Source organism: Streptomyces sp. NPDC058671 (assembly GCF_042716475.1).
Taxonomy (GTDB): Bacteria; Actinomycetota; Actinomycetes; order Streptomycetales; family Streptomycetaceae; genus Streptomyces.
Map to the genome: position 1 here is coordinate 266,078 of NZ_JBHXSA010000009.1, position 13,977 is coordinate 280,054.

Genomic DNA, 13,977 nt, shown 5'->3' on the forward strand with positions numbered 1-13,977 from the left:
CGCCACCCTGACATGGCCGGCGATCGTCACCCTGGGGGCCCTCGTGGCTTGCCGGCCGTCGTCCTCTTCCACCGGCTGGACACCCGCGGGGAGCTGGAGGGGCTCACGGACGCCGAGCTACGAGGCGGAAGGGGCACGGACGGTGACGGTGTGGCTCGGAGCGGCTGATCGCCCGGGCCCACGCTGCGTCCCCCTCGTGCCCGGACTCCGACGAAGGAAGCCGCTGTGACCGACGACGAGATCCTCATCGGACTCGCCCTGACGGTGGTGCTCGCCACCGGCTCGCAGATCCTGGCGAGCAGGCTGCGCGTCCCCGCCCTGATCATCCTGCTTCCCGTCGGGTTCGCGGCCGGCGCGATGACGGACGTCATCCACCCGGACAAGCTGCTCGGTCCGGGCTTCTCGGCCCTGGTGTCGCTGTCCGTCGCCGTGATCCTCTACGACGCCGGTCTGGGGCTCGACCTGCGCAAGCTCGCCCACCACACCCGAGGCATCGTGGTCAGGCTGCTCGTGTACGGCGTGCTGCTCACCTTCCTCGTCACCGGGGCGGTGGGACCCGCGATGTTCGACATGCCCCTGCGCGTGGCCGCGATGCTCGGCATGATCCTCGTCGTCTCGGGGCCCACGGTCGTCGGGCCACTGCTCGACTTCGTACGACCGAGCGACAAGGTGCGGCGCATCCTGATCTGGGAGGGGACGCTGATCGACCCGATCGGCGCCATCCTGGGCGCGCTCACCTTCCACGCGGTCGCGTCGTCCCACCAGATCGACATCGGGCGGGGTTACCAGTTGGGGCAGTTCGCCCTCAGCCTCGCTTTCGGGCTGGTGGGCGGGGCGGTGGCGACCGCGCTGCTGTGGTTCACCCTGCGCACCCTTCGACTCGGCGAGACCCTGGGAACACTGGCCCAACTCGCCATCGTGATCGGTGCAGCGGCGGTCTGCGACGTCGTACGGGACGACACGGGGCTCATCGCCGCGATCGTGGCGGGGCTGGCGGTCTCCAACATCCGGGGCTTCGACATGCCCGCGCGCCGACCCTTCCTGGAGACCCTGGTCCAGTTGATCATCGGCCTGCTGTTCATCTCCATCTCCTCCACCGTCACCCCCGCGTCCCTGGTCCCGGTGCTCCTTCCCTCCCTCGGCCTGATCGCGATCCTCGTCCTGGCCGTCCGACCGATCGTGGCCTTCGGCGCCGCCGTGCACACGGATCTCTCCCGTGGCGAACGCGCCTTCGTCGGATGGATGGCCCCCCGCGGCATCGTCGCGGCGGCGACGGCATCGGCCTTCTCCTCCGGCCTGGTGGAACGGGGGGTGGCCGGGGCGGAGAAGATCCTCCCCGTCACCTTCCTGGTGATCGTGGGAACCGTCGTGCTGTACGCGCTGACGGCTGTGCCGGTGGCGAGACGGCTCGGAGTCGTCAGGACGACGGGTACGCGCGTCCTGCTGGTGGGCGGCGAGCCGTGGGTGGTCGACCTGGGGCGGGCCCTGCGGTCCGCCGGCCTCGACGTGCTGATGTGGGCGGGACGCGAAGAGGAACGGGAGAGGATCCAGCAGACAGGCCTCGCACTCGCCAATGGTGATCTGCTGGCGACGGGGATCAACCCCGGGGCTCGTCTGGAGGGCGTGGCGGCCGTCTTCCTGGCCACCGACGACGACGACTTCAACGCCCTCGCGTCGGTCGTCATGCAGGACAACGTCGAGGGGCCCGTCTACCGGGTGGGGCCACCGCACGACAGCCACGGCGTGGTGGCTCCGTACACCGGCGGCGACATCCTCTTCGGCCGCTCCCTCGTCCGCCACGTCCTGGCGGAGCGTTACGGGCGGGGCGCCCGGTTCGTGGTGAGACCCTTCTCCGACCCGCCGCCGCCGGGACACGACACGCTCTTCGTGGTGCGAGCCGACCACCGCCTGGACCCCGTCACCGAGAGCGAGGCGGCCGTCCCCGAGGAGGGGGACACCGTCGTCCTCCTCGGTCCCGTCCCGACCACGGCCGGGCGGTGAGACGCGCTCCTACAGTCCGCTCCTTCGCGTCCCCTGGAGCAGCGGGTCCAGGGTGATCGCCGCGTCGATCAGGGCCAGGTGCGTGAACGCCTGGGGAAAATTGCCCAACTGCCGTCCGGTCAGGTCTATCTCCTCGGAGTACAGGCCCAGATGGTTGGCGTAGGTGAGCATCTTCTCCAGCACGAGACGGGCCATGTCGGTGCGCCCGGCCCGTGCGAGGGCGTCGACGTACATGAACGTGCACAGGGAGAAGGTTCCTTCGGAGCCGCTCAGTCCGTCGGGTGACGCCTCGGGGTTGTAGCGGTAGACGAGGCTGTCGCTGACCAGTTCACGGTCCATCGCGTCCAGGGCGGATGTCCACATCGGGTCGTCCGGCGTGATGAAGCCGACCGTCGGCATGCGCAGCAGCGACGAGTCGAGCACGTCGTCGCCGTAGTGCTGCACGAAGGCCTGCTTGTTCACGTCCCATCCCTTGCTGAGCACCTGCGCGTAGATCTCGTCCCGCGCCTCCACCCAGCGGCCGCGCGCCGCCGGACGGCCGTCGTCGGTGGCGATGCGCACGGCGCGGTCGAAGGCCACCCAGGACATCACGCGGCCGTAGGTGAAGTCCTTCCGGCCGCCACGGGTCTCCCACAGCCCTTCCCCGGGCTGGTCCCAGTGGTCGACCAGCCAGTCCAGCAGGGTGTGCAGGGCCTTCCAGCCCCGGTTGTCGAGATGCATGCCGTGCTGGTGCGCGAAGTAGATGCTGTCGAGCGCCTCGCCGTAGATGTCCAGTTGCAGCTGGGTCGCCGCCCCGTTGCCGATGCGGACCGGGGCGGAGCCGCAGTATCCCTCCCAGTGCTCCAGGGTCTCCTCCACCATGTCGGACGAACCGTCGACCCGGTACATGATGTTCAGCGGCCCGGTGCCGTCACCCTGGTCGGCTTCCTCCTTCACCCGGTCGTGCAGCCAGCTGATGAACGCCGTCGCCTCTTCCTTGAAACCCAGGCCCAGCAAGGCGTAGACCGAGAAGGAAGCGTCGCGGATCCAGGTGAAGCGGTAGTCCCAGTTGCGCTCGCCGCCGAGCTGCTCCGGCAAAGCCGCCGTCGGGGCGGCGACCAGGGCGCCGGTGGGCGCGTAGGTCATGAGCTTGAGCGTCACGGCCGAGCGTTCCACCGCCTCCCGCCACCGCCCTGAATAGGTGGACTGACTGAGCCACGAGCGCCAGAAGCGGACCGTCTCGTCGAAGAGCTTCTCGAACTCCGCCACCCGGACCTCGTGGGGCGGTCCTCCCGGCGAGGATTCCATGACCAGGCCACGCTGCTGACCCGCTCGCAGAGGCAAGGTGAAGCGCAGGTCCTTGTCGCCCGAAAGGATGTCGAGGAGCCGGTCGTCCTGCGGTTCACGGACGGCGTGGACCGCGAGGTTCATGTCCGCCGAGGTGAACAGGGCCCCGTGCTCCGTGATGTGCAGCTCGTGCGGCTTCCGGCCGTAGTCGAAGCGCGGAGCGATCTCGCCCTCGAAGGTCATGCTGCCGCGGACACAGCGCAGCATGCGGACCAGCTGGTGCCGCGGCGTCGCCGTCGTCCCGGTCACCGGCATGAAGTCGACGACCTCGCCCGTACCGGCCTCGGTCATGAAGCGCGTCACCAGGACGGCGGTGTCCGGGTGGTAGAGCTGCTTGGTCGTGTACGTCTCCGCTGTCGGGCGCACGGTGAAGTGGCCGCCCTTCCGCCGGTCGAGCAGGGCGCCGAAGACGCTGGGGGAGTCGAAGCGCGGACAGCAGAACCAGTCGATCGTCGCATCGGTCGTCACGAGGGCCGCGGTCTGCAGGTCACCGATCAGACCGTGGTCCTCGATCAGGGGGTAGTCGTCCATCGGGGCCTCTTCCATCACCGGTCGACCACGCGCGGCGCACTGTCGCGCCGGGGTCCGGTGGCCCCGGCGACACCCGATCAGCTTAGGCCGAGGTGTCCGGTTCGTCCTGCCGGCCTCACGTACGGAGGGCGGCGGGAGTGCTGCTGCTGCGCAGGTCCCCCGATCGCCCTACCGTGAGATGACGGTGATCCCGCAGAGCCGTCTCATGTGCCCGCAGAGCACCCGACTGCTCCAGGCGAAGGGGGCGTGACGTGGGTGTTCCGACGTCCTGGGCGGCCCGGTTCAAGCTGCGCCAATACGTCAAGGCAAGCCTGTGGATCGTGCCGATGCTCGGTCTCGTCCTCGGCGCCCTCCTCGCCGAACTCGCCCTCGCAGCCGACGCCGCCGACTGGCCGCCGAGCGGCTGGCACTACTCCGCGACGACGGCGAGCGACGTCCTCACCGCCATCGTGGGGGCGATGGTCGCCCTGCTCGGATTCGTCGTCACCATCGGTGTACTGGTCGTGCAGCAGGCCACGGGAACCCTCTCCCCCCGCTACATGCGCCTGTGGTACCGGGACAGGCTGCAGAAAGCTGTTCTGGCCACCTTCACCGGGACCTTCGCGTTCGCCTTCTCCCTGCTGCGCAGCATCGAATCCGGCTCCGTCCCCGACCTCGGCGTCACCCTGGCCGGCGTCGCGGTGGCCGTCAGCCTCGTGCTCCTGCTCATCTACCTCAACCGGTTCACCCACAGCCTCCGACCGGTGGCCATCGCCGAGCTGGTCACGCGCATGGGCGAGGACGTCTTCACCACGGGCGCCTCGGCCGTCCGGGGCGCGGCGCCGAGCCGAGACGGAACCGTGCCGACCGGCACTCCGGTGCTGCGTCTCAGCACCGGACACGGCGGAGCCGTCCAGGCTTTCGACGTCGCCGGGTTGGTCGCAGAGGCGGCGCGCCACGACTGCGTCTTCGTCGTGACCCGGCTGATCGGAGACTTCGTACCGGCGGGCACCGTCCTCGTGGAGGTGCACGGGGGCACGTCGACACCCGACCCGGACCGGGTGACCGCGCTGGTCGCCCTCGGGCCCGAGCGCACCATCGAGCAGGACCCGGCCTTCGCCGTACGGGTTCTCGTCGACATCGCGATCAGGGCCCTCTCCCCGGCGGTGAACGACCCGACCACCGCCGTGCAGGTGATCAATTACATCGAGTCGTTTCTGCACACGGTCGGCAGGGAGCGTCTCCCCGGGCGCTACGTTCTGGCCGATCGCGAAGGCCACGCCCGGCTCGTGCTACCCGGGCGTGACTGGGAGAGCTACCTGCAGCTCGCCGTCTGTGAGATCCGCGACTACGGAGCGTCGTCCGTGCAGATCTGCCGACGGCTCCGCGCCATGCTCGAAGATCTGCTCGACGCACTGCCCCCGCCACAGCAGGCCGCCGTGCGTGCCGAGTTGCACCTCCTCCAGGAGTCGATCGAGCGAGGGTTTCCCGACGCCACCCGCAGAGCCATCGCGCAGGATGCCGACCGCCAGGGCATCGGCGGACACCCTCGTCCCCGGACGGGTGATTCCCCGTCGTCACCACCCCACCCGCCCCCGGCCTCCGTGCGCCGGAGGGCGCGGCCGTAGGCTCTGGGCATGGTGGGTACGCTGTCGGAGGGGCCCGCGCGAGGGCCGGGCCGCCCGCGGGAGGGGCGGGTCGGCGGAGCCGTCCTGAACGCGGTCGTGGACATGGTCCACGAGCAGGGGATCGGGGCGGTCCCGATGGACGCCGTCGCGGCGCGGGCCGGAGTCGGCAAGCCCGCGATCCACGGCGGTGGCCCACCAGGCAGGATCGCCGTCATCGGGGTGGAACCGGCCGCGGACCTTCCGCGCCCCCGCTGAAACGGGGGCCGGGGTTCACCCGAACGGCCGCCACAGGTGGTGCGGCTGACGGTCCGTGTCCTTCGGTGACGCCATGAGGGCGGCGGCACCGGAGGGCCCCGTGCGGGCGTGGCTCCGGTCGCGGGACCTGGAAGGAGCGCCTTTGCTGGACTGGCGGCGGGTGCTCCGCCGCTCGCGGCCACCCGCGGAGTGCTCTCGCAGGAGATCCGTATGGAACCCCAGCCCCGCCGGCCGGATCCCTCGCACCGCGTGCCGTCTCCCGAGCGGCAGCGGAGCGTGTCGGCGGATCCGCGGCGCCGGATCACGGAGCCGGCGGCCTCATGAGTACGCCGCGGGGGGGTGACCGGGAGCGGTGGCTGCGCGCGCCCCGCATGCGCCTGCTCCTGCCGCTCCTGCGTTCCACGGTCGTGGTGGCGGCGGCCACCGTGGCGTACTTCCTGCTTCCCCTCGGCCGTGACCTCGATCAGCACACCGCCACGGTGCTCGTGATGGGTCTGTTGGGCATCGGCGTCCTGCTCGCCCTGCAGGCGGTCAGCATCATCGGTTCGTCACACCCCCGGTTGCGCGCCGTCGAGGCGCTGACCACCGCCGTCCCGCTCTTCCTGCTGCTGTTCTCGGCCACCTATTTCCTCTACGCGCGAGAACAGGGAGGGCACTCCTTCTCCGAGCCGCTCAGCCGGACCGACTCCCTGTACTTCACCGTGACCGTCTTCGCCACCGTCGGCTTCGGTGACATCGTGCCCGTCTCCCAGACGGCCCGGGTGCTGACCACACTCCAGATGGTGGCGGACCTCATCCTGGTAGGCGTGATCGCGAAGGTCATGGTCGGAGCGGTACGGCTCGGCCTGGAGCGACGTCGGCCCTCCCCGGCACCGGAACAGCGTGAACAGTGATCGTCGTCTCCCCGGCCCGGAAGGACTGACCCATGACGCCGCCGAAAGCCCGCCCGGCTCCCGATCGAGGTCCGGCGGATTCCGTGGAGGCCGACCGGTTGCGCGAGCTGTTGCGGACGCCCGCGTACCGCAAGGTCCTGGTCTTCAGCGCTCTGATCGGCATCCCCATCTCCTTGGCGGCCTTCTGGTTCCTGGTCGGTCTGCACGAGCTGGAACACGTGCTGTGGGCGGACGTGCCGAAGTCACTCGGCTGGGACACGCCGCCGGCCTGGTGGCCAGTGCCGCTGCTCTCCGTCGCCGGGGTCCTCGTGGGGCTGGTCGTGACGCGTCTGCCCGGCTCGGGCGGTCACGTTCCGGCGTACGGCCTGCACGCGGGAGCCGCCTCGGCGGCCGCCCTGCCCGGAGTGATCGTCGCAGCCGCCGCGGGCCTGCCACTCGGCGCGGCCCTCGGCCCCGAGGCGCCCCTGATCGCGCTCGGCGGCGGCCTCGCCCTGCTCTTCCGTCGTCTCGTCCGCGCGCCCGCCACCCCGCAGAGCACCGCACTGCTGGGTGCGGCCGGCGCGGCGGCAGGCATCGCCGCCATCTTCGGCAACCCGCTCATCGCCGCGGTCCTTCTGATCGAGGTGGCGGGCGTGGGTGGTCCGCAGCTGTTCGTCGTCATGCTTCCCGCTCTGCTGTCGAGCGGCGTCGGGGCGGTGGTGTTCACCGGCTTCGGGCGCTGGACCGGCCTGGAGACCGGCAGTCTCTCCGTGCACTTCCCCACGTCGCCCCCACGCCTGGACACCGGCGACGTGGTGTGGTCGGTCGTGCTGGCGGCAGGCATCGGTGCGCTGGTGCATCTGGTGATCATCGGTGGCCGGCTGACCGCTGCCTTCGTGGCGGACTCCCCGTTCGTCCGGACGGTGATCTGCGCGGTCGCCGCCGGAGGCTGCGCCGCCCTCTACACGGTCGTCACGGGTCGCACCCCGGTCGAGGTCGCCTCGTCGGGCCAGGCCTCCCTGGCCGAACTCGCCGCCGATCCGCACGCCTGGAGCGTGGGCGCACTTCTGGCCGTCCTGCTGTGCAAGTCCGCCGCGTACGCCCTGTGCCTGGGCAGCCTCCGCGGCGGACTCGTGTTCCCCGTACTCTTCCTGGGCGCGGCGGCAGGCGTACTGCTCGCGCCGCTGCCCGGCCTCGGGGTGATCCCGGGTGCCGCCGCCGGTATGGCCGCGGCGGCGGCCGCCGCGCTACGGCTTCCGGTCAGCAGCGTGGCCCTCGTGGTCCTGGTCCTCGGGAACTCCGAGACGATCCCGGTGGTGATTCTGGCGGCCGTGACGGCCTTCGTCACCGCCGAGCTGCTTCCGCCCGGTCCGTCGGCCACGTCCCGCCGCCGACGCGGAAGGGAGCCTGAGGGTGGAATCGTGCGGGCCTGACGGACGGGGTCCCGACGGAGCCGTGCTCAGCAGAACCATCCGTCCTGGACCCAGCCGTGGCGGTTGATGTGGCCGTAGGCGAAGCCGTACACCCAGCCGGACTGCTTGCTCTCCACGTGGAAGGTCTGGCCCTGGTAGAGGGTGCCCATCCAGGCACCCAGCGGGGCGGTGCGGACGAAGAGATCCTGGGCGCAGACGGTCTCCCGCTCGCCGACCGTGCCGTTGGCGGCTTGGGCGGGGCCGGCGGAGAGCAGCAGGGTGGCGCCGATGGCGGCTGCCACCGCGGTGGTGCGGAGCGCGCGGACGGTGCGGGGTGCGGACATGACGTTTCCTCTCGTAGTCCGGCTCACCACGAGCCGTAGCCGCCGATGCACTCGTGGCGCACGTAGCCCCAGTCGTTGGGGCCGAAGTCGAAGGTGGCGGCCCAGCCGTTGTAGACCGGGTGGGCGCCGCGCGTGTGGCCGACCTTGTCGCCGTAGGACAGGGTGCGGACCAGGCCGGTGGGGCCGGAGGAGCTGTTGTAGTTGGCGTAGAAGCCGGCGCTCTGACAGGTGATGACCGCGTGCTCCGGGACGACCGCGGACTGGGCCGGGGCCTGGAGCAGTGCGGCGGCGGCGACCGCGGTGGCACCGGTCGCAAGGACACGCTTGATGTGCGGCATGGCGCATCGACTCCTCGCTGATGACGGCTGGTGGACGCGCGTAAACCGTAGCTTTCTTGTCGTGCACTCAACAAGACCGCAACGGGTGGGCCTTCGCTCGCGAGGCGAGCCAGGAGCCGGCCGGTCGGTCCGTGTACCGAACAGCACTGCCATGAACAGACGTTGTCGCCCGGAATCGCACGGTTCACGGCTGACAAACATGTGCCATGGCGAGGACTTGCCGTCGCGAGGCCTTCACGCCGGCTTCCACCGGTCGGTAGACCCGGGGCATGTACTTCCCCTCTCATGCTTCCGCCTTCTGGCGCGGGCGCCGGCGCCTGATCTCGGCGGCCACCGCCGTGCCCCTGCTGGCGTCGGGCATCGCCGTTCTGCACGCGCCCGCACAAGCCGCCCCGAGCAAGCCCGCCGTGTCCGCCAAGCCGTCGGCGACCCACAAGGTCACCCTCGTCACCGGAGATGTCGTCACCGTGACCACCACGGCCGACGGCAGGCAGAACGCCGACGTCGACCGTCCGGACGGCGCCGTCGGCGGTGTGAGACTCCAGGAGTCCAACGGCGACTTGTTCGTCATCCCGGACGAAGCGGCGCCACTGCTCGGCACGGACAAGCTGGACCGGAGGCTGTTCAACGTCACCGACCTGATCGAGATGGGGTACGACGACGCGAAGTCGGTCGCGGTGCCGCTGATCGCGACGTACGCCGGACCGACGTCACGCGCGGCCGGAGAGCCGACGCCCCTCCGAGGCAGCAGGCTGACCCGCAAGCTCGAAGGCATCAGGGGTGCGGTGCTCAGCACCGAGAAGCGGCAGGCGCGCACCTTCTGGACCTCTCTTGCGCCGCAGGGCAGCGCCACGCTGGGCGCGGGAGTCGAGAAGCTGTGGCTCGACGGCCGCGTGAAGGCCACGCTGAACGAGAGCGTGCCGCTGATCGGCGCGCCTCAGGCCTGGGCCGCCGGCTACGACGGCAAGGGCGTCAAGGTCGCGGTGCTCGACACCGGCATCGACGTCGACCACCCCGACGTCGCCGACCTGATCGACGGCACGGCGAGCTTCGTGCCGGGCGAGGGCGTCACCGACGTCAACGGGCACGGCACGCACGTGGCCGGCACGATCGTCGGTTCCGGAGCTGCTTCCGGAGGCGCGAACAAGGGCGTGGCGCCCGGCGCCGACCTGATCGTCGGCAAGGTGCTCGGAGGTGCCGAGGGCTCCGGCCAGAACTCCTGGGTCATGGCCGGCATGCAGTGGGCCGCCGAGTCGGGCGCGGACGTGGTCAACATGAGCCTCGGCGACTCCTACCCGACGGACGGCAGCGACCCGATGTCGCAGATGGTCGACGCGCTCTCCGCGCGGTACGGCACGCTGTTCGTGACAGCCGCCGGCAACGCGGGGCCGGAGAGCATCTCCGCCCCGGGCGCGGCCGCGTCGGCGCTGACCGTGGCCGCCACGGACAAGCGGGACCGGCTCGCCTCCTTCTCCAGTACGGGCCCGTTGGCCGTCTCCGGTGGCATGAAGCCGGACATCGCCGCACCGGGCGTCGACATCACCGCGGCCCGGTCGCAGGACATGACCGACGGCGGGGAGGGCCTCTACCGCACCCTCAGCGGTACGTCGATGGCCACACCGCATGTGGCGGGCGCGGCGGCGATCCTGGCCCAGCGGCACCCGGAGTGGAGCGGCCCGCAGCTGAAGGAGCACCTGACGAGCACCGCGCGGGGCCTGGACGGCGGGTACTCGCCGTACGAGGTCGGCACCGGCCGACTCGATGTGGCCGCTGCCGTGCGCACCGAGGTCCGTGGCACCGGATCGCTCTTCTTCGGCAACCACACCTGGCCGCACCAGCCGGACGACGTCGCCGTCACGAAGGACCTGACCCTCACCAACACCGGATCCGCCGACGTGACGCTGAACCTGGCGCTGACCGATGGCGACGGGCCGTTCACGCTGGGAGCCACCGCCGTGACCGTCCCGGCAGGCGGCACCGCCACCGTCCCGGTGACCGGGGACCCGCGAGCCGTGTCGGCAGGGCGGCACGCCGGCTACGTCGTCGCCACCGACGCGGTCACCGGACAGCCCCTGACTCGCACGTCCGTCGCACTCCTCAAGGAGGAGGAGCGTCACGACCTGAACATCAAGCTGGTCGGCAAGGACGGCAGGCCCGCCTCGGGCTGGGTCGGAGTCAATCTGGCCGGAGACGTATGGCCGTGGTCGGTCTACGTCGACGGCTCGACGACCATGCGCGTGGCGCCCGGCCTCTACACCGTCGCGGGGTACCTCGACGTGGCAGGAGAGAAGGCGGACCGCTCGGGTCTCGCCGTGCTCGTCGATCCCGAGACGGTGCTCCAGGACGGTTCGGCGGAGGTGGTGCTGGACGCGAGCAAGGCACGCCTGCTGCAGACCGAGGCCCCCCGGCTCACCGAGGACCGCCAGCGCAAGGTCGACTTCAACGTCCACTACGACGGCCTCGACCCGTACATGGACTACCGCAGCGCCTATGTGCTGCCCCCGGCGTACGACGACGTCTACGTCGCCCCGACGGAGCCCATGGAGCGGGGCGAGTTCATCCTGACCACCCGCTGGCGCAAGGGCGAGCCGCAACTCGGCCTGACCACGCCGAACGGCCGGCTCCGGTTCGAGTCCCGGGTGCAGGCGGGCAGCGCCCTGGGCACCGCTACGGACACCCTGGGCATCGTCTACGCCGGCCACGGCGCGGCGGCCGCGTACGAGGGCCTCGGCGCCAAGGGCAGGATCGTCGTCGTCGAGCGCAGTGACGAGGTCTCGCCGCAGGAGCGCGCCGAGTCCGCCGCCGCGGCCGGAGCGAAGGCGCTCCTCGTGGTCAACGACGGTGTCGGAGCCCTGATGGAGTACGTCGGCGAGTCGGCCGTCCCGGTCGCCACCGTGCACCGCGACGCGGGCAAGGCCCTGGTCGCGATGGCCAGGGCGGGCACCCACAAGCTGACCATGAAGCAGAGCGAGTACACCCCGTACGTCTACGACCTGACCCGTGACTACCCCGGCCAGGTGCCGGACCGGGCTCTCGTCTACCAGCCGACCCACCAGGACCTCGCCCGGATCGACGCCCGCTACTACGCGGCCGCGGGTGGCCGCTCGGCCGAGGGCTACCGCTCCGACTTCACCCTCAGCCCGTCGCTCAACTTCCCCGAGAAAGAGTGGCACCCGGGCACCCGCACCGAGTGGGTGACGCCGGGTCAGGTCTGGCGGGAGTTCCACACGCAGGGTGTCGACGGACCGCTGCCGTGGTCGATGGTGTCGGGCGACAACACGTACACCAAGGGCAGCACCACCCGGCTGGACTGGTTCGCTCCGGTGACCCGGCCCGGCCAGAGCGAATCCTTCGGCGTGTACAACTCCCGCTGGCGGAACTTCATGACCTGGAACGTGCAGGCGTGGGCCTCCGCCAGCGACACCATGCGGCTCGGTGGCTATCTGCCGTGGGGTGAGACCCCCTCCCACCTGCAGGTCTTCCAGGGCGACACGCTGATCCACGACAACCCGGTCAGCGGCGACATGCAGTGGGTGGAGGTGCCGGCGGGCAGACTGCCCTACCGTGCCGTCCTCGACGCGGAGCGGCCCGGTGACGTCTTCCGGCTGTCGACGCGTACGCACACCGAGTGGACCTTCCTCTCGGACACCGTCGACTCGGAGTCCTTCGAGCCGTTCTCGGTGCTGAACCTGGACTACGAGGTGGAATCGGACCTGCACGGTGACGTCAGGGCCAACGCGACCCAGCAGATCGCGCTCACGCCGGAATCCATGGACCTCGGCACCGTGCCGGGCACCGTCAGAACGGTGACGCTGGACGTCTCGTACGACGACGGCACCACCTGGCAGAAGGTGACCCTGTCCAAGGGCCCCGGTGGCTCCTGGACGGGGTCGTTCAGGACGGCCAAGAAGCCGGGCGGCTTCGTCTCACTGCGCGCGAGCGCCGCGACGGACAGCGGCTTCAGCGTCAGGAACGAGATCATCCGGGCGTACGGCCTGCGATGAACCGGACTGTCGGGCCCCGGGGCGGCAACTCCCCGGGGCCCCTCCCCCCGCACATGCTCCCACCAGGGGCTATTCAAGGTCTGCCGCCATGGCGCATACTCTCCCCGCTGCGACAAGCGGAAGAGAGTCGATCGCGGATGCTGGATGTTCTGGGCCTCGAACCCGACGACGAGCGCGTATACCGGGCACTGCTCGGACAGCCGAACTCCAGCGCGGTCACTCTCGCCGACCTCCTGTCCCTGCGGCGGGCCCGAGTCGACACGGCGCTGTCCCGGCTGACCGAGTGGGGACTGGCGACCCGATCGGCCGACGAGCGATTCACCGCCGCACCGCCGGCCATGGCGCTCGGTGCGCTCATCAGCCAGCGCCGGGACGGGCTGCGCATGGCCGAGCACGCCCTCGTGGCCTTCGCCGAGGAACACCGGGCGGCGATGACCGGCAGCAGCATCAGTGATCTGATCGAGGTGGTCACGGGCGTCGACGCCATCCGGCATCGCTTCCTCCAGGTGCAGCAGGCGGCCCGGACACAGGTCCGCTCCTTCATCACCGCGCCGTTCGTCGCCCTGCCCCCCGAGGAGAACACGGCCGAACCCATGGCCCTCGACCGTGGAGTGCTCTTCCGCGCCGTACTCGACCGCGCCGTGCTGGCCGAGCCCGGGATCGTCCGCGACGCCGTCGACTCCCTGCGCAACGGAGTGCAGTTGCGTGTCACCGACCACCTGCCGATGAAACTCGTGCTGGCCGACGCGCACCTCGGCCTGGTCCCGCTCGCGGTCACCCCGGCGGGCGAGCCCGGCGCCGCACTGCTGCACCGCAGTGGCTTGCTCGACGCGCTGGACGCGCTGTTCGAGACGGTATGGCGCACGGCCCGTCCCCTCGAACTTTCGGGTACGGGAGCCGAATCCGAAGCCGTCGTCGAGGCCGGCCCGCAGGGCCCCACCGAGCTCGACCGCAGGATCCTGGCGCTGCTCCTGGCCGGACTGACGGACCAGACGGCCGCCACCCAACTCGGTCTGTCCCTGCGCACCCTCCACCGCCGCCTGCGCCGTCTCATGGACGTGGCCGGAGTCCAGACCCGGATGCAGCTGGGCGCCTTCGCGGTCCGGAGCGGCTGGGCGGAGCATCTTCCGGCGTGACGAGGAGGTGCGCCGCCGGATCGCGGCGGCGTGGCCCCAGGCGCGCGAGCGGGAGTCGATTACCTCACTGACACGCGCGCGGAAATCTATGTCGGCGGGAGTAGACATTGGGTGGTGTCACGGCTATGGTTTCTCTCGTAGCCCAGAGAGA

10 protein-coding genes are annotated in these 13,977 nt (G+C 70.8%); 7 read left to right on the forward strand and 3 right to left on the reverse strand.

Translation table 11 applies throughout. The features are described from left to right. Positions 1-225 precede the first annotated feature (225 nt). Positions 226-2,001 carry a cation:proton antiporter gene (locus ACFWV2_RS14575; RefSeq protein ID WP_384405318.1) on the forward strand — a complete coding sequence of 592 codons (1,776 nt, stop codon included), beginning with the start codon at positions 226-228 and terminating at the stop codon, positions 1,999-2,001. A 9-nt stretch (positions 2,002-2,010) separates the two neighbouring features. Here ACFWV2_RS14575 and ACFWV2_RS14580 read toward each other — a convergent pair whose 3' ends face one another. Then, positions 2,011-3,858, reverse strand: a complete 1,848-nt coding sequence (locus ACFWV2_RS14580) for a glycoside hydrolase family 15 protein (protein WP_384405319.1) — start codon at positions 3,856-3,858, stop codon at positions 2,011-2,013. Between the two features lie 251 nt (positions 3,859-4,109). Here ACFWV2_RS14580 and ACFWV2_RS14585 point away from each other — a divergent pair, with 251 nt between their 5' ends. From ACFWV2_RS14585 to ACFWV2_RS14600, 4 genes are all read left to right on the forward strand, one after another. Next, entirely contained in the window at positions 4,110-5,465 is a 1,356-nt protein-coding gene (locus ACFWV2_RS14585) for a DUF2254 domain-containing protein (RefSeq protein ID WP_384405320.1), read from the forward strand. Between the two features lie 9 nt (positions 5,466-5,474). Continuing rightward, positions 5,475-5,720 (forward strand): TetR/AcrR family transcriptional regulator, encoded by a 246-nt coding sequence (locus ACFWV2_RS14590; RefSeq protein WP_384405321.1) that lies wholly within the window; start codon positions 5,475-5,477, stop codon positions 5,718-5,720. 320 nt (positions 5,721-6,040) lie between these two features. Continuing rightward, on the forward strand, positions 6,041-6,613 hold the full coding sequence (locus ACFWV2_RS14595) for a potassium channel family protein (protein WP_384405322.1): 573 nt from the start codon (positions 6,041-6,043) through the stop codon (positions 6,611-6,613). A gap of 32 nt (positions 6,614-6,645) precedes the next feature. Further along, a complete protein-coding gene (locus tag ACFWV2_RS14600; RefSeq protein ID WP_384405323.1) occupies positions 6,646-8,025 on the forward strand; it encodes a chloride channel protein in 1,380 nt (459 codons plus the stop codon). 26 nt (positions 8,026-8,051) lie between these two features. Here the strand turns inward: ACFWV2_RS14600 and ACFWV2_RS14605 are convergent, their stop codons facing one another. Next, positions 8,052-8,348, reverse strand: a complete 297-nt coding sequence (locus ACFWV2_RS14605; protein WP_384405324.1) for a hypothetical protein — start codon at positions 8,346-8,348, stop codon at positions 8,052-8,054. Between the two features lie 23 nt (positions 8,349-8,371). Then, positions 8,372-8,686, reverse strand: a complete 315-nt coding sequence (locus ACFWV2_RS14610; protein ID WP_384405325.1) for a hypothetical protein — start codon at positions 8,684-8,686, stop codon at positions 8,372-8,374. A 269-nt stretch (positions 8,687-8,955) separates the two neighbouring features. Here ACFWV2_RS14610 and ACFWV2_RS14615 point away from each other — a divergent pair, with 269 nt between their 5' ends. Then, positions 8,956-12,690 (forward strand): S8 family serine peptidase, encoded by a 3,735-nt coding sequence (locus tag ACFWV2_RS14615; protein ID WP_384405326.1) that lies wholly within the window; start codon positions 8,956-8,958, stop codon positions 12,688-12,690. Between the two features lie 137 nt (positions 12,691-12,827). Continuing rightward, a complete protein-coding gene (locus tag ACFWV2_RS14620) occupies positions 12,828-13,826 on the forward strand; it encodes a TrmB family transcriptional regulator (protein WP_384405327.1) in 999 nt (332 codons plus the stop codon). The last annotated feature ends 151 nt before the right edge of the window (positions 13,827-13,977 follow it).